Here is a 19,302-nt window from a genome sequence, read left to right as displayed (position 1 = left end):
CAAGGAGACCCTCGACATGACCCCTGACACCGTGTCGCAGCAGATCACCGAGCTGCTCGCACAGCCGACGACCACCCACGGCCTCGCCCGCGCCCTGCGCGCCGCCCTCAAGGAACTTGACGTCCACCGCACCCACACCGCCGCCCTGAAGGCGTGGCCCGACGGGCGAATCGACGACACCCCCCGCAAGGTCCAGATCGGCGGCGGCGCCCACCGCATCGACGGCTACTTCAACATCGACGCCGTACCCCCGGCCGACCTCCTGTGGGACGTCCGCGAGGGGATACCCCTCCACGACAACTCCGTCCAGGACCTGTTCTCCGAACACTTCCTGGAACACATCGACTACCCGAACTCCGCCAAGCACTACGCCCGCGAGGCCCACCGCGTCCTCGCTCCCGGCGGGAGAGTCGTCACCGGCGTCCCCGACGCGGGCTTCGTCCTCTCCCGCTATCCGTCCGGCGACGCGGACACCCGCACGCTGCTCAAGAAGTGGTACGGGAAGCGCGACTGCCTCGGCCACATCAACACCCACCTCGACCTGATCAACTACGTTTTCCGCGACCAGGACGACGATCCCGTTTACCACCCCCACTACTGGGCCTACGACCACGACAAACTCGTCCAGCTCTTCACCGAGGCCGGATTCAGTGCGGTCAAGCCGTGGGCCTTCGACCCGCAGATCGCCAACCCCAAGCGGGAGTGGGGCAGCGTGTACGTGGTCGCCACCAAGTAGCTTTCGTGGAGCGAGGGTTGGTCAAGCCCGAGGAGGGTTCTCGGCCAGCCACGCGCCGAGTGCCGCGACGACGGACGTCGTCCGCCACTCGGCGAACACCCGCTCCTGCTCGGCCTCCGGGAGCGCCGCGAGCGTCGTCGTGGCGCCCTCCGGGACGAAGATCGACCACAGGTCGGACCAGGACCGCTCACCGCTGCCCCGGTCCGGCACCTTCGCGATGGTGCCGGGCTTGCGGGAGTCGTCGGCGAACATGTGCAGGGCGCCTTCCGCGTCGACGTACACGGCGGCACTGGCGAACCTGCATGCCCGTGTCGTCGTGCGGTCCGCGAGGTGTGTGAAGCCCTCGGGGCCGAACGCCTCCAGGGCCTGCTTCACCATCGGGCCGGGCCAGCCGCCGAACTCCTCGATGTAGAAGCCCGAGTCCTCCACGAACAACGGCCGTCCGAGCAGCGCGAATGCCTGCTGGGCCTTGTGGCGGGCGATCTCCACGACCGACGTCGTCTGGATCTCGTCCAGGTCCACCGGCGCCTGCTCCACTTCGATGCCCCACGGGGCAAGGTGTTCCTGGGCCGTGCGGAACTTCCCCGGATTTCCCGTACACATGGTCACTTTCAACCCTGACATGGGCAGATCTTCTCCTTAGGAGCTATGGAGCGGATATCGGACGAGGGGCGGCCACCCGTGAAGTGCAGGTTCTCCGGTTGCCGAGGTGCGGTCGCACCGGGAACCCTCAGAGGCTTCGTTTATAGGGGAATTGCTGTTCGGGCAGGTGGGCGAATGCTGTGCTCTGAGTTCGAACCAGGTTGTTTTCCCTGACGAGTTGGGCTCTGTTCCCCAGGCATCCGCCAGCGTATCGACAAGGAGGAGACCACGGCCGCTTTCATCGTCAGGCCCGGCTTCAGAGACGGTCGGCAACAGCGGGTTCGTGTCGGTGACTTCGACTCGAACGCATTTCAGGCTGCGCGTCACGGATACGTTGCACGTGGCGCCCGAGTACAGGACGGCGTTGGCGATGACCTCGCTGGCCAGCAGCTCGACGGTGTCGAGCAGGTCGTCCGAGAGCGAGATGCCGAGACGTCTGACCAACGTGACGACACACCGGCGCGCGGTCGGGACCGCTTCGATGATGGCCGGGATCGTGAATTCGTACGTCGGCTGTTGGGGATCGCGACGTGTCATGACGGCATCCTCACCTCGGGGGCGGCTTCGGAGGAAAGAAGAATTCCACCGGGCAAGGTCTGTGTGAGGACAGTTTGTCCACAGACAGTTGGTCCGAACTGCCTTGACGGTCAGGCGAGATGTGGTAGCGGCTTCCACTGCTCCGGAAGGAGCGGCACTGCGTGCTCTTCGAACCGTACCCCGCGCGTTGGCGGATCAAGTCGGCTTATCGGCCGGGTTTTCCGAGGGCCATGCGGAGAGGGCAAAGCGCGCGGGACGTGGTTCGTGGCGTCCTACTCGGCAGTCGTCACCGCTCTTCCCGAGGGCGTTGTTCAGCCGGTTGATGAAGCGGTCGTACTGCTCGTGCCAGACGATCGCCGCACCGGGGTCGACGGTGGCGTCGATGCGGGTGAAGGCGAACGCGGTGATCTCGTACGCGAGGTGTTCGTGCTGCTGCCAGCAGGGTGGGATCACCTGGTGGGGCTGCCAGGCGTACGTCTGGTTCAGCCAGCGGCAGACCGCGTCGAGCCAGGCCAGGACCGGTTCGAGTATCTCGCCGGGGAGGGCGCCGAGGTCCCACGGGGGCGGGTTGCTCAGGGAGTTGATATCGGTGGTCCGTGCGGCGGCGTACTCGGCTATCGGCGCGGGGAGTTCGGGGAACGGCGGGAGCGCGCTCACGCGGCCGAGTCCTGCCGGTGCCGCCACGCCTTGGCGTGTGCTGCCGCCCGGCGGCCCTTCTCGACCGCCTGTTTCATCCGCTCGGCCTCGTTCGCCTTCCGCAACTCCCGGACGTGGTCTTGGATCTCGTCCCAGGTGTCCCAGGTCCACATCCCGTCGAGGCGGGTGATGACCGGTGGGAGGTTGTCGGCGAGGAGGAGGGCGTGGCCCTCGGGGAGGGCCTTGATCTCGTCGCCGCGCAGGACGGCTTCGAGGGCGATGTGGGTGGCGGTCGATTCGCCGCCGCGGTCGCCGCTCGTGGTGGTGCGGGTGGTGCGGACGCGTTCGACCTGACCGCACAGCTCCGACATGTCCTTGAGGAAGCCGGGGTCCTTGGCGCCGCCGAAGACGAGGACGTGGTTGGTGAAGCTGGCGAGTTCGTCGGCGGTGTCGTCGCCGAAGCGGGCGCGGGCGCTGGCCCAGCCCTGGAGGCCGTAGACGATGGTGATGCCGCGCCCGCGTCCGTCGGCGACGCGTTGGCGCAGGGAGGGGATCGGCGCGATGTTGGGGGCCTCGTCGAGGGAGCCGAGGAGGGGAGGGTCGAGGCGGCCGGCCGGGGAGGCGACGGCGTGGGTCTCGGCGATGTCCAGGAGGTCTTCCGTCAGGGCGGTGGTGAGCGGGGCGATGGAGTTGGCCTCGGAGTCCTTGCCCAGCAGGTAGACGGTGCCGCCCGCGTCGAGGATCTCCCGGAAGTCCGTCGGCGCCTCGCCCTTGCCGCCCCGCAGCGCGTCCAGGACGCTTTCGTGCACCAGGGGCTCCAGCGCGGCTTCGAGGGTGACGGCGGTGTTCCCGACCGTGCGGCTGTCGCCGGACGTGGAGGTGCGCAGCATGTCGGCCCAGCCGGGACCCGCGCCGGGGTGCGCGGTGAGGATGCCCAGCGGGGCCGGGTCGGTGAGCTTGCGGGCCCAGCGCAGGACGTGGTCGAGGCCGGCGCCGTCGAGAGCCGCAGCGTGCAGGATCGCGGCGAGGACCTTGGCGGCCTGCCCGCGGTAGAAGGCGCTGCCCTCGGAGGTCTGCCGCGCGGAGCCCGGCGTACGGGACCCCGCGACGAGCGCCTTGGCCCGCATCATCGCGATCTGCGTGTCCTGCGCGCCGTCGATCGGCTGCCACCGGAAACGGGGGAGGGACGGCGCGATGTTCTGCGGGTCGAAGACGAACACCGGACGGTCCCCGGTCCGCCGGGCGTCGAGGGTGTACTCCACCAGGTCCGGCTTCGTCGACGTCGCCAGGACCGGACCCCGCCACTCGCGGATCAGCGGAGCGAACAGCCGCAGCGTCTTGCCCGACCCCATTGGGCCGATGACCCGGCACGCTTTGTCCGCGCGGGACCACAGGGGGACGCCCCTGGGACGCTGGGAGACGCCGAGCGAGTATCCGAAGTCGTAAGGGTTGTGCATGTCAGGGTGCTCCATGCGTTCAAGGGAGGAGGGAGGGGCGGATCTCCGTGGCGCGCAGGACGGCTTTGGCCGACAACTGCCGCCGGAGCTGGGCCTTGGACGCGAACCCGGCGTTGCGCCGGCTCCGCACCGAGGACACCCACAGGGCCAGGAGGGCGAGCGCACACAGCGCGGCCAGACCGTATAGCGCGACGTTCACCTGGACCTCCTTCGAGCGGCGCGCGCGGCGAGGTAGCGCATCCGCCGCCCGCACAGCCGCGCGATCGACGGACTGTCGCAGGGCGCGTGATGGAACGCGGCGTGCAGCAGCTCCGACGCCTGCCAGATCTCGCGGACCGCCCCGTACAGCCGTCCCGCCGTCGCCGCGTGCACCCCGCGGTCGAGTTCGGCGGCGAGACGGGCCGTGCGCCGGGCGAGCGCGAGGCACTCGGAGTGCAGGAGATCGATGTCCTCCCGGACGACGGCGCTCATGCCGTGGTCGCCAGGTCGGTCATCGAGCCACTGGAGAAGCACAGATACTGCTCGGCCTCCGTCAACAGGTGCTGCACACCGGGGTAGATGACCTCCCCGACCTTCCACAGCGCGACCCCGCGCCGCAGCCGCATGATGTGCTCCGCCGTCCACGCGGGGAACCCGAGGCGCTTGACGGTGTCCTCGGCCTCCGCCTTCTTCATCGAGTACACGACGACGGTGTCCGCCATCTTCAGCGCCGCCTGCGTCTCGGGACTGTCGTCGATGTCGCTGAGGTGATGGACGATGAAGATGCACGACAGCCCGTACCCGCGCGCGAACTTGAGGAACTTCTCCAGTAGCGCGGCGAGTTGAGGCGTCCCGAGGATGTGCCACGCCTCCTCGCAGACGAGGATGCGCTTGCGCTGTGTGTACCGCAGACACCCGGTCGCCGTACACGAACCCAGCTCCCACGCACCGGAGTTGACGTCCACGACCCGCCGCTCGTGCCGCCCCGGTTCGGCGCCGCACTCGCATACCGGCCGTAGCCACACCTCCTCCAGGAACACGGAGATCACCGCGACGAGGATCGTCATCGCGACGCCCCCGGAGGGGACCTTGGTGAGGTCGAAGACGACCATGTCGGCGTCGAGGTCGATGCTCAGGCTGGTGGGGCCGTCGAGCATCCCGACCAGATCCCCGGTCTCGGTGCCGCACAGCCGGTCCAGGACGTACGACGCCTCCAGCCCGTCCCCGAGCAGCTCCTCCCACGTCCGCTTCTTCACCTCGGCGTCCGCCACGTCGGGCGAGCGCAGAGCGGCGGCGACATCGGCGAGGACCGGCGTACGGCCGTCCAGAGCCGCCCGCTCGTGCGCCCGGCGGATCGCGATGCGAAGGGCGGAGCCGGCGAACTCGTCCAGAGGGCGGCCCAGGCCGAGTTCGACGATCGTCCGGACCAACTCGATCTGCCGCTTGCCCGCGATCGCCGGGTCCATCGGATTGATGCAGGAGGAGCCCGTCCCCCCACCGGGCGCGAAACGCACCGGCACCGTCCCGGTGAGAGACCGGCTCAGCGCCGCCCACTCCCCCTCCTCGCGCTCCTTCTGCTCCTTCGTGTCGAGGACGACGACCTTGCGGCCGAGGCGGATCTGCCGGGCAGCGTACGTCTTGGTCAGGGCGCTCTTCCCACGCCCGGTGTCCCCCATCACGATCATGTTGCCGCCGGGCAGACCATCCCCGAAGGCACTGAACGGGCAGTAGATGAACGCCTTCCCGGAGTACAGCTCACGGCCGACGATGGCGCCCTCGGTGCCGAGGGTAGGCGGGGCAATCGGCAGGTAGAGCGCCTGGCTGGTCGTCGTCGCCGTGTGGAGGGGACGGCGTACGGTCTCGTGCAACGGGCTGAGCAGGGAGGTCACTTGATGCCTCCGGCGAACGGCAGGGTGGTCGTGAACGCACGGGCGTGCTCCAGGTCGAGCCACTCGATGCGCAGGTGCGCGTTGCGCGCCCGGGACGCGGTCGTGCGCTTGGTCTTCTCCAACTCGGCGGCGCTGCGCGCGGAGACGGTGATGTAGCCGACGACGGAAGCACCGGCCGCGCCCGACGCGGCCAGGGCCATGCCTCGGGAGCCCGTCGCGTCGGCCGCGATCACGTCGCGCGGGTCGATGTTCTTGCCGCGCTGGCGGTCACGGTGCATCTCCGCCTGGTTGTTGGTGTCCTCGGCGAGCATCCGGTCCACGGCCTTGTCGTTGGGTTCGAGGTCCTGCGTGATCGCGATCGTGCGGATCACGTCCGGCATCCCGATCAGCAGCGGCGAGAGGAAGTCCGGGCCGACGGGCGTGGAGGGCCAGTGGGTGACGGCGGCCGTCGCGTGGAACCAGCCGCTGGTCGAACCCACCGCGCGGGTCGCGACGTGGGTTCCGCTGCGGACGTCGACGTTGCGCGGGAAGGCGTGCGGCCGGGCCAGGCCGGTGTCCCAGATCGGGTGGTCGGGGTCGTAGCTGTTACGGATGAACGCCGTCATTCGGCCCTCGTCCAGCGGGGCCACCACCGACAAGTCGGCGTCCTCGCACCGCGCCCACAGCTCCTCCATGCAGGCGGCCATCGCGGCGGCGACTCCTTCGTCACCGACGCCCCGGGACGCGCCGTCGGCCGCCAGGTCGCGGGTGAAACGCGCGTGCGCGGTGACGTAGTAGCGGTGCTCCTCCGCCGACGTCGACACCGCGTCGGCGAGAACGTCGTACGACTCCCTCAGCCAGGACGGGACGCCGGCGGTCGCCCGGGAAGCGTCGCGCTGGGAGAGGAACCGCTGGTGCGCGTGCGGGTCGCTCTTCATCTGCCGGGCCAGCACCTGGATGCGCTTGACGGGGTGCTCCTCGGTGTTGCCGAACGCGTCGAGCAGTTCGCCCCAGCGCTCCAGCGCCACGACCTGCTCGGCCACCTCCTTGCCGCCCAGCCCTGGCGAGGCGACCTCCAGGGTGGCGGTCACGCAGCCGGCCTCCGGCTGGAGGACGACCACCGCGCGCTGCCCGCGTACGGTCGTCGCCACCCACGTCATCCCGGCGACCCCCTCCGGGCTCACCAGGGCGGCGTCCGGCGGAGTTCCGTCCCGCCGTACACCGGCCTCGACGGCCGGGGAGACCCACACTCCGCCGGTCCGCGCGAGCGCTTTGCGGTGGTAGCGGCTGATCCGCCACCAGCGGTAGACCGTACGGCGCTGCGCGGTGCCCTTCGGCCGGTAGGGCAGGTAGACGAGCAGGAGCGCCGTCACGATCGGGACGACGAGGGCGGCGCCGGCGAGCACCGGGGCGCCGTTGAACAGGAAGCCGCCCAGGACGCCGATTCCGGCGCCGCCGCCCAGGACGGCCTGTTCGCCGAGGTCGCGGCGGCCCACCAGGCCGGTGGGGCGGTGCTTTCCGAACTGATACGTGCGCGTTGCCATGAGCTAGGAGTCCTTGTCGGTGGGCGGAGGGGAGAGGGGAGGGCCACTCACGGGAGGCCGTGGAGCGGGAGGTGGCGGCGGGGGAGCTGCCGGAGGCCATGGAGGGCTCGACATCGGGTGCCTCGGCGCCGGGCCGCGCGCGGGAGTCGGCGCTCCCCGCCCGCCGGTGGGTCCGACGACCGAGTCGGAGCCGTTGCCCTGGGGCCGAGCGGCAGCCGGAGCACCCGATCCCTGCGCGCCGGGAGAACTCGCCGCCTTACTCTTCACCGCGTCGGCACCGGCCTTGGCGACCATGACACCGACTCCCACGGGACCGGCGGCCCCCGCGCTGGAGCCGGTCATCGCCTTGGCGCTGGCGGTTCCTGCACGACCACCCGCAGCGGATGAGGCTCTCGGCCCTGCGACCATCCCGTACCGTCCGCCGACCATGGAGTCCTGAAGATGCATCCCCATGGCCCGGTTAGCGTGCTGCGCGGGCCCGTCGACGGCGGCGGCCGGACCGGAGGACTGCATGGACTTCCGGTCGTGATGCAACTGCGCCATCTCGTCCCCGAACGCCGGGAGCCACTTGTAGAGCGTGGCGCTCGCGAAGACCGCCGCGAGTAGGATCAACGCGCCCACCAGCGTCTTGGACGCCGTGTCGGACAGGCTCCCGGTCGAATCGCTGAGGATCGCCCCGCCGAGCCCGAGCAGCGCGAACAGGATCGGCTTCGACAGCCCGATCGCGAACACCGCGCCGAACCACTTCTTGCTCTTGCCCCACAGATCCCGGTCGACAAGACCGGCGTTGACCACCGGCCCCAGCGCGACCGCGACGTAGATCGCCGCACCCCGCACGAGCAGCTCGACCCACATCAGCAGAGCGCCGCACAGCATGATCAGGTTGACGACGATCAGCACCCCGACGCCCTCGTTGGGCTCCGCCGCCATCACTTTGAGGACGTTCTCCAGGAACGGCTTGAAGTTCGCCGTCGCGTACGGCTCGAAGACGTCCGTCACCTCGTCGATCGCCCGCATGAGCAGCGCCATGAACGCGGGAGTCATCGCGTTGACGAAGAACTGGAGCACCAGGAAGCCCACCGCCTCCCCGACCGCCGTGGTCAGCCCCACACCCCGCACGGCCCGCTTGCCGACTGCGATCAGCCACAGAGCGACCGTGATAAGCGAGCTGAACGCGAAGATGATGGCGTACTGCTTCAGGAACGCCGCCGACGTCAGGTCCACCTTCGTCGTGTTCTGGATCAGCTCCAGCATCTTCTGGAGGAACCAGATGTTCGCCTCCGTCAGCTTCTGGAGCAGGAACCCCAGCGGGTCCTGCACGAAGTCGACGGCCGCCTTCACCTCGCAGACCATCGGGATGTAGCAGAACGGGTTCGCCACCGCCGACGGCACGAACAGGAACGCGACGACGACGTTGACGACGGCGATCGTCCGAACTCGACGCCCCCACCTGTTTGTTGACCCAGTCCGGGTTAGGGCCAGCAGCCCCGGCGCGTCCTCACGCAGTCGCAGGCGCATCGCCCACACCCCCCACCTCGACGAACCGCTCCGCCGCCGACGCCGCCTCGGTCGCCGAGAACGACGGCACGAGCGGCTCCCCCGGCGTCACCGCCGTCGTCCTCCAACTCCCGCCGCTCCACACCAGATCCACCGTCATCCGCAGAAACGCGATCCGCGGACGCTGCGTCTCGTCGTCCCCGGCGATCCCGCCCACCGACGCCGTCCACAGCTCGACGCTCGCGGCCTGCTCCGAGTACGACACCGGCCGCACACCGAGCACGGCCGTCCTCGTGACCAGCGGTGCGCCCTCCGAGGTCTTCCCGTCGGCACCGAGGCCACGGTTGTCCACAACCAGGCGCGCGGTCGAGTCCGAGCCGGCTTTGGTCGAGCTGAGGGTGTCCGGCGAGGCCGTCGCGGCGAGCATCCGGTGACGCCACGAACTGTCCGTGAAGAAACGCGGATCGCCGTACAACTGGACCGCGCTGGTTGCCGCAGCACGCGAACCGGCCGCCGTACGGGCGTACGACACCGGGAACCCATCGGCCCCGACTACGCCGCTGACCATGGGATCTACGGCCTGACCTGCCGCGTAGCCCGCGAAGTCCCTGGCCACGCTGACCGTCTGCTTGACGTCGACCGGTGCCACCAGACCGGGACCAGACGAGCAGCTGGACACCTTCCAGCCACCGCGCTCCCAGACGAGTCCGACCGTGACCGAACGGAAAGCGAGCTGGGGCGAGGCGGCCCCGATTGCGCTTCCACGCACGGTAGTTGTCCACAGGCGGACCGTGGCCTTGTGGATATCGAAACCGAGGGCATGGGCGGCCAGGACACCGGTCCGCGCGACGGTCGGTTTCGTGCTGGCGGAGCGGTCGGCCTCCTTGATGGCGTCTGCCGCTGTGCGTGCGGAGGACATGGCCCGGATCGCACGGTGCCGCACGGCCTTGTCCGCCAGGAAGGAGGAACTGCCGCTGACGGTGACGTAGTTGGCGGCGGCAGCCTTCGCGCCGGCCTCGGTGCGCGGGTAGCCGACCGGCACACCATCGGCGGTCTGGCCCCGAGTCCCGCCGCTTGACGGCGCGACGACGATCGGAGACGAACTTGCTGATTTCGTAGTCGGGTTGGAGCCTACGAGGGCGGTCACAGCGAGGCCGCAGACTGTGAGCGCCGCGACTATCCCCGCGCCGACGGTCCACAGCTTCGCGCTCTTCTCACGAGCCGGACGAGAGGAACCCACGGTCACACACCCATCCCGTACGTGATGGTGACGAGGGTGCCCAGGGATGCGACGAGGAAGACGCAGACCAGACCGCCGACCATCATCCCCTTGCCCCGCGAACTGTCCATCGTCGAATGCCCCTCACCCACCCACCCCTTGGACTTCCCGAGCCCGACGAGGAACGCCCCCACACCTGCGGCGAGGACGACGGCGGCGATGACGCCGAGAATCACCTTCGCGGTGTTCCCGAGCGTCGAGAACGGCCCCCAGTCCGGCTTCACGCCGGACACCGTGTCGATTCCCGCTGCGAGGGTGGGGTGAAGGGACGGTTCGGAGACCGCAGAGAAAAGGGCATGCATGTGAATCCCCTTGATAATTGGGTCAGTTGAGAGAGGTGAGCTGCTGAGGAATCAGCCGATGTGTCGCATGGCGATCACCTGCGGCGCCCAGAAACTGAGGGGCTTGATCCGGACCCGAGCACCGGTGTGCGGTGCCTCGATGACCTGGTCGTCACCGATGTACATCCCGACGTGCTCCGGCCCCGAAGCGCCAGGGACGCTGAACAGCAGGTCCCCCGGCTGGAGTTGGGAGATGCTCTTGACCGCCGTCCCCGCCCGGACCTGGTCGTAGGTGACCCGCGGAAGGTTCACTCCGGCGTGGCTCCACGCCATCTTGGTGAGCGACGAGCAGTCACAGCCGTTCTGCCCCGTGTACGGCGGAGCACAGTCGCCGCCCCACTGGTACCAGCTCCCCAGCGCGGTCTTCGCGGCGGCGATGGCCGCAGCCGCACCCTTACCGACGGGTGAACTCGCGCTGCTGGCCGCCCACTTAGCGGCCAGATCCCTGATCGCCTTCACGTAGTTCCGGGTTTCCGAGTACGGCGGGACGCCCCCGTACTTGAGCACCGCACCGGCGCCCGCGTTGTAAGCCGCGAGCATGCTGTCCGTCGAGTCCCCCGGCACGGCCCCGACTTCCTTCGCGAGGACACAGTCGTAGGCGGCCTGCGTAGCGACGGCGTCCGCCGGGTTGAAGACGTCTTTCACCCCGTCGCCGTCTCCGTCCACGCCGTACACCGACCACGTTCCCGGCATGAACTGCGCGATCCCCAACGCGCCCACCGGGCTCTTCGCCTTCGCGTCGAAGTGCGACTCGGTGTAGAGCTGGGCAGCCAGCAACGATGCGGTGACCTGCGGGCACTTCCCCGCGTATTTGCTGACGAGGGCCCGAACCCAGGCCGGGACATCGGCGTTCGCGGCGACTTCGCCACCGGGGCCGGTTTCCTGTGCGGACGCGCTGTCCGCGCCGCCGAAGGTCGCCAGCAGGGTGACACCGGAGAGAGCCATCGCGACGACCAGGCCAAGCACCACCTGCACGGTCTTCTTCGCCATCCGCCGTCACGCCCAGGGCAACGCGACGACCCACCAGCCGGCAGGGGTGCGCTCCAGACGCAGCGCGAGCTGCTCGCGGCTGAGCAGTGGAGCCCCGGACTTCGGGGTCGTCGTCAGGACGTAGCCGACGCGGACGAGGGCGCTCGACGAGGTGATGGCGGGGGCGCCGTCAGGCACCTCCACCGAGGTAACCGTGACGGACTGCCGTGCCTGTTCGGCGCGGAGGGCCGCCCACGGAGCGTTCTGTCCCGGATGCTTCTGGACGAGGGCCTCCGCCAGATCATCGGCCGCGAACTTTGCCGCGCGCTCGCCAGCATCCGCGTACGACAGGTCACCGCCAACACGGGCATCGTGCCCGGCGTACGCCTTGGTGAACTCTCGGGCGGTGGCCGCTACATCGGTGGTTACGGCGCTACTGAGTGCCTCTCCGCCAGAGGAAGGAGAAGCGGACCCAGCTTGTGGGGCGGCGGACTGAGATCGGGGTGACGCGCGCTCGGAGGAGGAGGCTGCGGAGCAGCCGGTGGAGAGGATGCCGACAGAGAGCGCAATGGGTATACCGCAGAGAATGCGGACAAAACGGGTGGGTTGAGGCATGAGGGAACCAGGACCTTGATGTGCAGAGGGAAGAAGGAGGCGGGCGTTGCGGTCCTGAGGGGGGAGCGCACCGCAACGCCCCTTCGCAGGAGTCAGACCAAAGGGCCTACTCCTGCGGGCTGTTCCTGAATCCTGGCAGGAGGGGAGGGAAGAAGACACACGAGAAGCCGGAAGGCGACGCGTTCTTGGAGTCGGGGTTCTGATCGGGGAGTTCGCCCGAGACTGTGACAACCGTGCTGTTGTTGCACCGGCAACCTTGGCTTCCCCTCGGGCGGGGCTGGGCTGGGCTCTGGCCTGGTTCTATGGTCCGCTGACGTCTACAGCCGTTTGCGGATGTGCGCCGTGGTTGTCACGCAGATAGACGCTCACCGGGGAGACAGGCGCGGTTCGCTTAGCCCTGCCATGGCTTCCCGGGTCCGCCTCGCAGGAGGCGCCGCGTCGTTCGGGGGGGGGCGTACTGACGGCAGTCCTGCTGTCGGTCAGATGACGTCTGCCTGCCCCTGATGTGGCTGTTCCAACTGTTGTTCCCGCTTGCGCTGCTCCATCCGGAGCGTTTCCACGTTCTCCGCGAACCGCTCCAGGTTTACTGCCGCGTCCGCATCCGCGTACGGCGCAATCCCCAAATCGAAGGCTGTGGCGTGCTGCTCTACCTGGTCCGCAGTCTGCTGAAGGTTGTATGCCCGCTCACGGAATTTGAAATAGCCCGTCACTGCGGTGGCGAACGCCAGGAACGACCCCAATACGATCAGGATCGTCTTACCCGGCTGCGGGGTCTCCCAGAAAGCCGTAGTCGCCGTGGTTCCCACCGAAGCGAAGAACACCCCCCACTGAAACCAGTTGTGAATACGCCGGTAGAACCGTGTATCCCGCCGCAGACGATCTATTACCCGCGGTATGTGCTCCCGGTAGCCGTTACGCCGCTCCCTCGTCGGGCGCGTCTTTGAAGCGTTCAGGATCCACCGATCATGGATGATCTCCAGATCTCTACGGAGCAGGAACACCGACCTGACACCGTGTTCTTTGTCCTTCACCCGCAGGAAGAAGCCGACCAGGAACACCACCACCAGAACCAGCACCACCGCGATGGTCACGATGTTGAACGTGCGTGGGTCCGGCACATCTTCGGGCCACAAGTTTCCCCACCCGAGCACTGCAAGAACAAGCGGTATCACTACAAGCGGCACCAGCCGGAGCCACCGCGACAGAAGAGCCCTGCGGATACTGCGCTCCGCCGTCGCGACTTCCCGCCGGTAGGTGATAACGCTGTTCGCGTACTCGTGCTGCTGAGCGGGCTCTAGCCTCCATCCGTACTCTTGTTTTGGGTCTTTGAGGGTTCCAATTACCTCTTCAACGAGGTCGCCCCAGGTGGAATCTGATTCTGCTGTGAACAAATTTTCAAGTCGTACGTACCGTTTATATCGGTCAGGTGTCCCATACTTCCGGTGGAAGATGTATGCGCTGTCGCTGGCATATCTGAGCCGTCGGGTTATTTCGACAGATAGGGTCCAATCAAGTTCCTTCTTGTCGGTCTTCCGTGCGGCGGAGAGGATGGCGGCTACACCCTCCCAGGTCAACATGAATTCCTCGGGGAGGGGAGTGTCTATGTCGGCCTCGGACAGCCGCTGATCTCCGTATGCGAGGTGATGCAGGACATCTCCCACCCACGGTTCGTAACTGCCGGCGGTCTCGGGTACAGGTTCACGCGGCACGTCGGTAAGGCCGGACATCGCGGAGTGGCTCCCGGTCAAGGATGCGGTCTGTGGTCGACGGCACGCTACCGCTGATCTGCCTTCCACCAGTTGGTAACCCGCCTGCTAGGAAGTGGAGTTGACCACATCCGCTCCTAATAAAGGATCTCAGAACTCGCGAGACACGGTTCTGCCCGATCAAGAGCTGCCCCGGTGGAAGCACGCTGCTTCCAGAGCGACCACCAACCATGGCACTGCTGGGCCTGTGAGGAGGAGCGGTGCGCACACGCTGTACGACAGCACCAGTTCCTGACGATCGGTTTCGGCCGTCAGGCCGGTGAGGAGGACGTGGTCGAACGGGAGCCACGTGTCCGGTGAGCCCAGCGGGTTGATGCGAATGCCTTCCGAGGTGAGGACCACCCGCGCCCACTCGTGGTCGCGCCACTGCTCCTGGGCCTCAGTTTTCGCCTGCTGGAGCCGTTGGGCGTCGAGTCGCCGGTTGATCACCCAACGGCGGCCTAGGGACGGGTGGTTCTCGAAGTAGCCGGCGCGCGGTGGTTGTACGGGGTCGGTGGCGTAGAAGCGGGCCGTCGTGCACATCACGTCGGCGTACGCCATCTCGCCGGGGTCCGGGGTGTACCCGGGGGTGGGGACCGGCATCAGGGCTCCGCCCGCGCGAAGGTGCGCGTCGAGCTGGACTGCGGCTTCGGCGGCGTGTCGGTGGGCCGCTTCGTCCTCGAAGCCGAGCAGGTGCCGCCGCATTGTTTTTCCCTCCCGCTGATGAGGACATTCTCTCCGAAAGGCTGGTCACCAGAGCTGTCGGGACGGACCCGGCTGAGTCAGCCCTCGGGTGGCGGCTTCCTCGTCCTTGAGGGCGGCGACCAGTTCGCCGAGCTTGTCGTTGCCGACGGCTTGGTGGGCGCGGACCGCGTCCTTGATGGCGTCGCGGCTGATCCGTCCGGCGGTCCGGGCGGCGTCCCGCGCGACGGGAAGAAGGTCCTGCATCCAGTCGTCCTCGGGTTCACGGTTCTGAGGAGGTTCCTCCTCGTCCGGGACGGGGACAGGTTCGTCGTCGGAACGAAGGACAGTCTTCTGCTGTGCCGCCGGTTCTTCGTCCGCCGGACCGGTCGAATCGGTCGAGTCGGTAGGCGATGGTTCTTCGTCCGGGACAGGCGACTCCTGTGGTCCGCGCGCTGCCTGCCCCTCGTGCTCTCGGGGTGTGAAGGCCGCACTCTCCGGGTCGGCCGGATGGCACATCACCCCAGGTCCAGCGCTGGACAACGACGTCCGGTCCCTGTCCGCCCGCTCGTGGACGGGAGACAGAACAGGCGGGATCACACCGGATTCCTCGGCGTCTCGGCTTTGCGGTTGATCTGTCGTTCCCGGGACGCCGAACTCCACCTTCACGCAGTTCCGGACCGGTCCCGGACGGCTTTCTGCCCCGTCCGGGACGGACGACTCCGCCGTCCGCGCCATGATGATGTAGAGGTGGACGGACCCGGCGAGCGCGAGCGGCGCGAGCATCGAGAGGATGCCGACGACGTTGTCCCCGAGGTGGAGCGGGGACGGTCCGGACGGGCCGCTGTGGTTGAGGGTGATCGCGTGGAGTGAGTTGGCCCAGAGGCTGGAGCCGGTGGCGGTGAGGAAGAGGAACCAGGCGTACAGGCGGGCGCCGAATCCGCTGTGACGTAGGAGGACGAGGGCGCGCACGCCGTACGCGATGAAGCCGTCGATGAAGACGGGGAAGAGGTAGGAGAGCGTGGGGCGCGCGTGGATCGCGAGGGCGACTTGGCGGAGGGCGTCGTAGGAGAAGGCGAAGCCGGCCGCGCCGAGGAGGACGATCGCCGCGCGGTCCCAGGCGGACATCGTGCGCAGACGGTACGGGGTGTTCACGCCTGCTCCTTGAGGGTTGGCCAGGCCGGGGTCTGGGCGAGCAGTCGGCCGAGGTGTTCGAGCGAGTCGACGTCGTCGAGCTGCTGGGCGGGGCACGTGCCGCACGAGCGCCGCAGCGCGAGCCGCTCCACCTGCTTGCCGTCCCCGCTGTAGTGGAGTTCCAGGTGCTGGCCGGCGACTGTGCCCAGCGGCGCGATCGCCTGGAGAAGGTCGTCCAGGCGCAGGACACCGAGCGCCTCCCACTTCAGCGTCACCGCCTCGTCGCCGAGGAGACGCCGGGCGTGCTTCGACGCCGCCGAGGCCGCGCGGGCGCCCCAGGTGTGGAACGCCTGCGTGCGGGCCGCGGAGCGGAGCTGCTCCGCCCTGACGAGCTTCGCGGCTGCGGCGAGCATGAGGGGATGGGGCATGGGAGTGGCGGTCTTTCCGGGGGAGTTGGGGTGGTTCATGCCGTCGCTCGCCTGCGGCGTCGGTCGTCGCCGATCATCGGGACCAGCGTGGTGACCATCTCGGCGAGGCGGCTGGCGACCCGGTCGCCGACGAAGTCGGTCAGGTCGGGGCCGTCGGCGTCGCGGGCCGGGAGGTTGGAGGTTATGACGGTCGGGAGGCAGTGGTTGTAGCGGTGGTTGATCAGCCGGTAGGTGATCTCCTCCGTCCACTCCGACGTCTTCGACGTCCCGAAGTCGTCGAGGAACAGGTACTGCACCGTCGACAGCCGCCTGAGCTCCTGCTCCGAGGCACCCATCACCGCGCTGGGACGCAGCCGGCCGTACATGTCGGCCGAGTTCACGGCCAGCACCTCGAACCGGTCGGGGCCGCCGCTTGCGATGTGCCGCAGGGCGCCGTACGCCTGATGGGTCTTGCCGGTGCCGGTCAGGCCGGTGAGGAGGAGCGTTCCTGCACGGGACGGGTCGTCGAGCGCCCGGTCCGCCCAGGCCCGCACCAGCGGGAGCGTCGCCTCCGCGTCGCGGAACCGGGGCGGGGTCGCCGACTCCCAGCGGGTGAGGGCGTACTCGACGCGGGCGTCGTGGTGCCAACGTGGGTTGCCCGGACCGGACTCGGCGTACGACAAGCTGTCGTCGTCTGCCACCAGGGAGATCCCCTTCGCGGCGAGGATCTTCTCCAGACGGCGCACCGACCTTGCCTGGCAGGCGAGTTGAGGCTCGGGCATGGTCAGAATCCGTTCTGGTAGGCGCTGGCCCTGGCGGGGTTGCGGTACAGCTTCCAGCCGCCGGACTCGCGCCGCAGGGGGACGACGTTGTGAGCGGGGACCTGACTGGGGAGGTCGTCCCAGATGCGCAGCAGGTAGCGCGCCGACTGCGGGGGACGGCCGGGGTCCCATCGGCGGGAGATGAACTCCACCAGCCGCTCGACACCCCATCGCGCCGACAAGGCTGTTACCCGCGTCCACTCGTCCTCGGTGAGCCTCCAGCCGACGACCATCCCGGAGCCCGTGAGCGCGGCGACGAGGTCCTTGGCGTCGGCCGGGACGCTCTCCGCTGCCCTCGGCGCTGTACGGGGAGGCAGCAAGCTGGCTTGCTGTTCTGAAGAGGTAGTACTCCCTACGGGAGTACTACCAGCCCCGCGAAGCACGGAAGAAACTTCCCCGCTTCCTGGAAGGGACTTCGGGGTTCCTGGCTCCAACTTCCTGGTTTCGGCGGCGGTTTCCGAGAAGTCGCTTCCGGATTCCCGTTGCTGATCAGCGGTGTCCGAGGAGCCGAGCAGGAGGGAATAGCGGTTGGTGACGGCCCGGCCCGAACCCGGCGTATAGCTCAGCTCTCCGAGCGCCGACAGTTCGGGGAGGCAGTTGGTGACCGCCCGCGCCGACAGCCGGGCGAGCTTGGCGATCTGCTCCAGGGACAGGGAGACCCACCCCCTGTCGTCCGCCTCACGGGCCAGGGCGAGCATCACCAGAAGCGACCCCCGCTTGGCCCGCGAGCGGCTCCACACCAGTTCCGTCATGGCGGCGCTCACCGGTCATCACCGTGCGCCGTGGCGACGTACCGCTCTTCGAGCAGGCCGAACGAGCGGTCGTCCTCCGGCACGTACCCGACGCGTTCGGGGTGCGGAGTGAGGTAGAGGCGGTTCGTGGGCACGTGGAAGTCGTGCGGGAGCCGCCAGTCGACGGCGTCGTCGAAGTGCTGCCGTACGAGCCGCGCGGCCTGGTCTTCCAGGTCTCGGGAGACCAGGAGCATGAAAAAGTCCGCCCCGTAGAAGTGGATCATTCCTTGTAGCTTGGGAAATATGCGTACCATGACGGCGTCCGGTACCAAGGAGGACAGGGATTCGCTGAGGTTGTTGGGCATGGAGAGGCTTTCGCGAAATTAGGTTCCGTGAAGGGCTGGTTATGCTGCTTCGGGAACAGAAGAATCGGCCGAGCGTTTCTTGTGCTCGCGCACCAATTGCCACAGGTACTTGATCGGAATGCCTAGACCCTGTGCGGCGAGACGGGCATTGATTTCAGGGTCTTCAGCCACTCGCGCGACGACAGCCGCGCGTTCCGCGGAGTTGAGCAGAGTGGTAACACCCTGAAGCACCGCCGCGACCGAATCGGCGTTGACGCGGGTTTTCCACAGGCTGAGGAGAACTTCGCGCTCCGGCGCCAGCAGACCTGCCCGGATGCCGTACCGGTCCTCGTACCGCAGCGCGTCCACCAGGCAGCGTGCGGCGACGGACAAGGGGCAGGCGGAGCACAGGGCGAGCGGCAGCCTCAGCGAGTCGGCGTGGGACTCCCGTATCTGGTCGGGATCGCTCCAGGGGTGTTCCGATTCCGGGAAGAAATCGTCCTCGAAGTCGAGGCCGGAGCAGAGAGCTTTCTCGGGCCAGTTCTTTCCCTGTACTTCACGGGCGTTTTCGAGCAGGGGTGTCCAGTCGCCCTGCCGAGCAGACTCGACGAGCGTTTCTATGGTGTTGTTCATTTCGTCCGTGTCCAGGAAAATCAGGTGCGTCGGCGGGAGCGTGCGGAAGGCCGTATGGCCAGGAGATCCGGACTTTCTTCCGCTGCCGCACGCTGATGCGGCTGGACGAAATGCATTTCGGATATGGAGCGAAGGTCGTCTTCGGTGAACTGGACGAACTTTCCGAGCTTCCGGTGAGGAAGGCTGGAAATCCGCTCGCGCAGCCATTTCTCGGGAATGTTCAGACGCTTGGCGGCCTCGTCGTACCCCAGGTGGAGACGGGTTTCGGAGACGTCGTCGGTGCGGGCCAGCATTCGTACGACGGCCGCGAGTCCGTGGAGCGCGGCCAGGTCGGTGGGGTTCGCCGTCGTCATCGCGCGTTCCGTCCGCTCAGTACGGCCGTCCGCAGGTCGAAGCGCAGGGGCTGAGCCGCCCAGCCGGCCTGAGGGAAGGACCTGATGAGCCAGCGGGCGATGGTCAGCGCCTTGGCGCGGGGGACGTGTACGGTCCGCTGCTGCTCGTCGATGGCGGTGAACCGCAGGTGCGGCCACGGCGTCCGAGGGCCCTGGAGGCGTACGTCCACGGCGGCGACTCCGGGCAGGAGGGCCGACAACTGGCCGGCCAGCCGGTTCGCGATGGTGGGGTCGGGCGTCGGGATGCCCGACTTGCAGCCTATGGCGGGAGCCATGCGACACTCCTTCACGTTGGCAGCCGTCCCGGTAGTGCC

General features: G+C 68.2%; 24 protein-coding genes. 1 reads left to right on the top strand and 23 read right to left on the bottom strand.

All coding sequences use genetic code 11. The features are described 5' to 3' along the window. Positions 1–16: 16 nt before the first annotated feature. Entirely contained in the window at positions 17–736 is a 720-nt protein-coding gene (locus ABZX85_RS35665) for a methyltransferase domain-containing protein (protein ID WP_355878243.1), read from the top strand. Positions 737–757: 21 nt separating this feature from the next. On the opposite strand, the gene ABZX85_RS35660 is transcribed toward ABZX85_RS35665, so the two are convergent. The 23 genes from ABZX85_RS35660 to ABZX85_RS35550 all read right to left on the bottom strand — a co-directional run bounded on the left by ABZX85_RS35660 (position 758) and on the right by ABZX85_RS35550 (position 19,263). Next, positions 758–1,360, bottom strand: coding sequence for a non-canonical purine NTP pyrophosphatase (locus ABZX85_RS35660; protein WP_355878240.1), 603 nt, complete (start codon positions 1,358–1,360; stop codon positions 758–760). Positions 1,361–1,375: 15 nt separating this feature from the next. Further along, positions 1,376–1,915 (bottom strand): ATP-binding protein, encoded by a 540-nt coding sequence (locus ABZX85_RS35655; protein WP_355878237.1) that lies wholly within the window; start codon positions 1,913–1,915, stop codon positions 1,376–1,378. 195 nt (positions 1,916–2,110) lie between these two features. Further along, positions 2,111–2,572, bottom strand: coding sequence for a hypothetical protein (locus tag ABZX85_RS35650; protein WP_355878234.1), 462 nt, complete (start codon positions 2,570–2,572; stop codon positions 2,111–2,113). Next, positions 2,569–4,008, bottom strand: coding sequence for a TraM recognition domain-containing protein (locus ABZX85_RS35645; RefSeq protein WP_355878231.1), 1,440 nt, complete (start codon positions 4,006–4,008; stop codon positions 2,569–2,571). Before ABZX85_RS35645 ends, ABZX85_RS35650 begins: the two co-directional genes overlap by 4 nt. Before the next feature lie 19 nt (positions 4,009–4,027). Beyond that, a complete protein-coding gene (locus tag ABZX85_RS35640; protein ID WP_355878228.1) occupies positions 4,028–4,207 on the bottom strand; it encodes a hypothetical protein in 180 nt (59 codons plus the stop codon). Further along, complete coding sequence (locus ABZX85_RS35635) at positions 4,204–4,479, bottom strand: DUF6238 family protein (protein ID WP_355878226.1); 276 nt, start codon at positions 4,477–4,479, stop codon at positions 4,204–4,206. Before ABZX85_RS35635 ends, ABZX85_RS35640 begins: the two co-directional genes overlap by 4 nt. Next, positions 4,476–5,876: an ATP/GTP-binding protein gene (locus ABZX85_RS35630; protein ID WP_355878223.1), complete on the bottom strand. Its 1,401-nt coding sequence runs from the start codon at positions 5,874–5,876 to the stop codon at positions 4,476–4,478. Before ABZX85_RS35630 ends, ABZX85_RS35635 begins: the two co-directional genes overlap by 4 nt. Then, on the bottom strand, positions 5,873–7,399 hold the full coding sequence (locus ABZX85_RS35625; protein WP_355878220.1) for an SCO6880 family protein: 1,527 nt from the start codon (positions 7,397–7,399) through the stop codon (positions 5,873–5,875). Before ABZX85_RS35625 ends, ABZX85_RS35630 begins: the two co-directional genes overlap by 4 nt. Positions 7,400–7,402: 3 nt before the next feature. Further along, positions 7,403–8,917: a hypothetical protein gene (locus ABZX85_RS35620; RefSeq protein ID WP_355878217.1), complete on the bottom strand. Its 1,515-nt coding sequence runs from the start codon at positions 8,915–8,917 to the stop codon at positions 7,403–7,405. Then, positions 8,898–9,938, bottom strand: a complete 1,041-nt coding sequence (locus ABZX85_RS35615) for a hypothetical protein (protein WP_355878214.1) — start codon at positions 9,936–9,938, stop codon at positions 8,898–8,900. Before ABZX85_RS35615 ends, ABZX85_RS35620 begins: the two co-directional genes overlap by 20 nt. Positions 9,939–10,138: 200 nt before the next feature. Then, a complete protein-coding gene (locus ABZX85_RS35610) occupies positions 10,139–10,399 on the bottom strand; it encodes a hypothetical protein (protein WP_355878212.1) in 261 nt (86 codons plus the stop codon). Positions 10,400–10,528: 129 nt separating this feature from the next. Then, complete coding sequence (locus tag ABZX85_RS35605) at positions 10,529–11,506, bottom strand: bifunctional lytic transglycosylase/C40 family peptidase (RefSeq protein ID WP_355878209.1); 978 nt, start codon at positions 11,504–11,506, stop codon at positions 10,529–10,531. Between the two features lie 6 nt (positions 11,507–11,512). Further along, complete coding sequence (locus ABZX85_RS35600; RefSeq protein WP_355878206.1) at positions 11,513–11,689, bottom strand: hypothetical protein; 177 nt, start codon at positions 11,687–11,689, stop codon at positions 11,513–11,515. Between the two features lie 890 nt (positions 11,690–12,579). Next, positions 12,580–13,827, bottom strand: a complete 1,248-nt coding sequence (locus ABZX85_RS35595; protein ID WP_355878203.1) for an SLATT domain-containing protein — start codon at positions 13,825–13,827, stop codon at positions 12,580–12,582. Positions 13,828–13,986: 159 nt separating this feature from the next. Further along, positions 13,987–14,550, bottom strand: coding sequence for a hypothetical protein (locus ABZX85_RS35590; protein ID WP_355878200.1), 564 nt, complete (start codon positions 14,548–14,550; stop codon positions 13,987–13,989). A gap of 45 nt (positions 14,551–14,595) precedes the next feature. Further along, a complete protein-coding gene (locus tag ABZX85_RS35585; protein WP_355878197.1) occupies positions 14,596–15,681 on the bottom strand; it encodes a DUF2637 domain-containing protein in 1,086 nt (361 codons plus the stop codon). Beyond that, positions 15,678–16,088 (bottom strand): DUF6195 family protein, encoded by a 411-nt coding sequence (locus ABZX85_RS35580; RefSeq protein WP_355878195.1) that lies wholly within the window; start codon positions 16,086–16,088, stop codon positions 15,678–15,680. Before ABZX85_RS35580 ends, ABZX85_RS35585 begins: the two co-directional genes overlap by 4 nt. Positions 16,089–16,123: 35 nt before the next feature. Beyond that, positions 16,124–16,849 (bottom strand): ATP-binding protein, encoded by a 726-nt coding sequence (locus ABZX85_RS35575; RefSeq protein WP_355878192.1) that lies wholly within the window; start codon positions 16,847–16,849, stop codon positions 16,124–16,126. Positions 16,850–16,851: 2 nt separating this feature from the next. Beyond that, positions 16,852–17,652 (bottom strand): hypothetical protein, encoded by an 801-nt coding sequence (locus tag ABZX85_RS35570; protein ID WP_355878189.1) that lies wholly within the window; start codon positions 17,650–17,652, stop codon positions 16,852–16,854. Then, complete coding sequence (locus ABZX85_RS35565; RefSeq protein ID WP_355878187.1) at positions 17,649–17,903, bottom strand: hypothetical protein; 255 nt, start codon at positions 17,901–17,903, stop codon at positions 17,649–17,651. Before ABZX85_RS35565 ends, ABZX85_RS35570 begins: the two co-directional genes overlap by 4 nt. Positions 17,904–18,023: 120 nt before the next feature. Continuing rightward, the gene (locus ABZX85_RS35560; protein ID WP_355878185.1) at positions 18,024–18,596 is read right to left on the bottom strand and encodes a WhiB family transcriptional regulator; all 573 of its coding nucleotides are present in this window, start codon (positions 18,594–18,596) and stop codon (positions 18,024–18,026) included. Positions 18,597–18,616: 20 nt separating this feature from the next. Then, a complete protein-coding gene (locus tag ABZX85_RS35555; RefSeq protein ID WP_355878183.1) occupies positions 18,617–18,949 on the bottom strand; it encodes a hypothetical protein in 333 nt (110 codons plus the stop codon). Next, positions 18,946–19,263 (bottom strand): transcriptional regulator, encoded by a 318-nt coding sequence (locus tag ABZX85_RS35550; protein WP_355878180.1) that lies wholly within the window; start codon positions 19,261–19,263, stop codon positions 18,946–18,948. The genes ABZX85_RS35555 and ABZX85_RS35550 overlap by 4 nt, the downstream gene beginning before the upstream one ends. Between the last annotated feature and the right edge of the window lie 39 nt (positions 19,264–19,302).

Origin of the sequence: Streptomyces sp. NPDC004539, assembly GCF_040610055.1 — a bacterium.
GTDB lineage: Bacteria > Actinomycetota > Actinomycetes > Streptomycetales > Streptomycetaceae > Streptomyces.
Note: the sequence above shows the minus strand (reverse complement) of the source record. Positions and strands in the feature narration are given on the sequence as shown.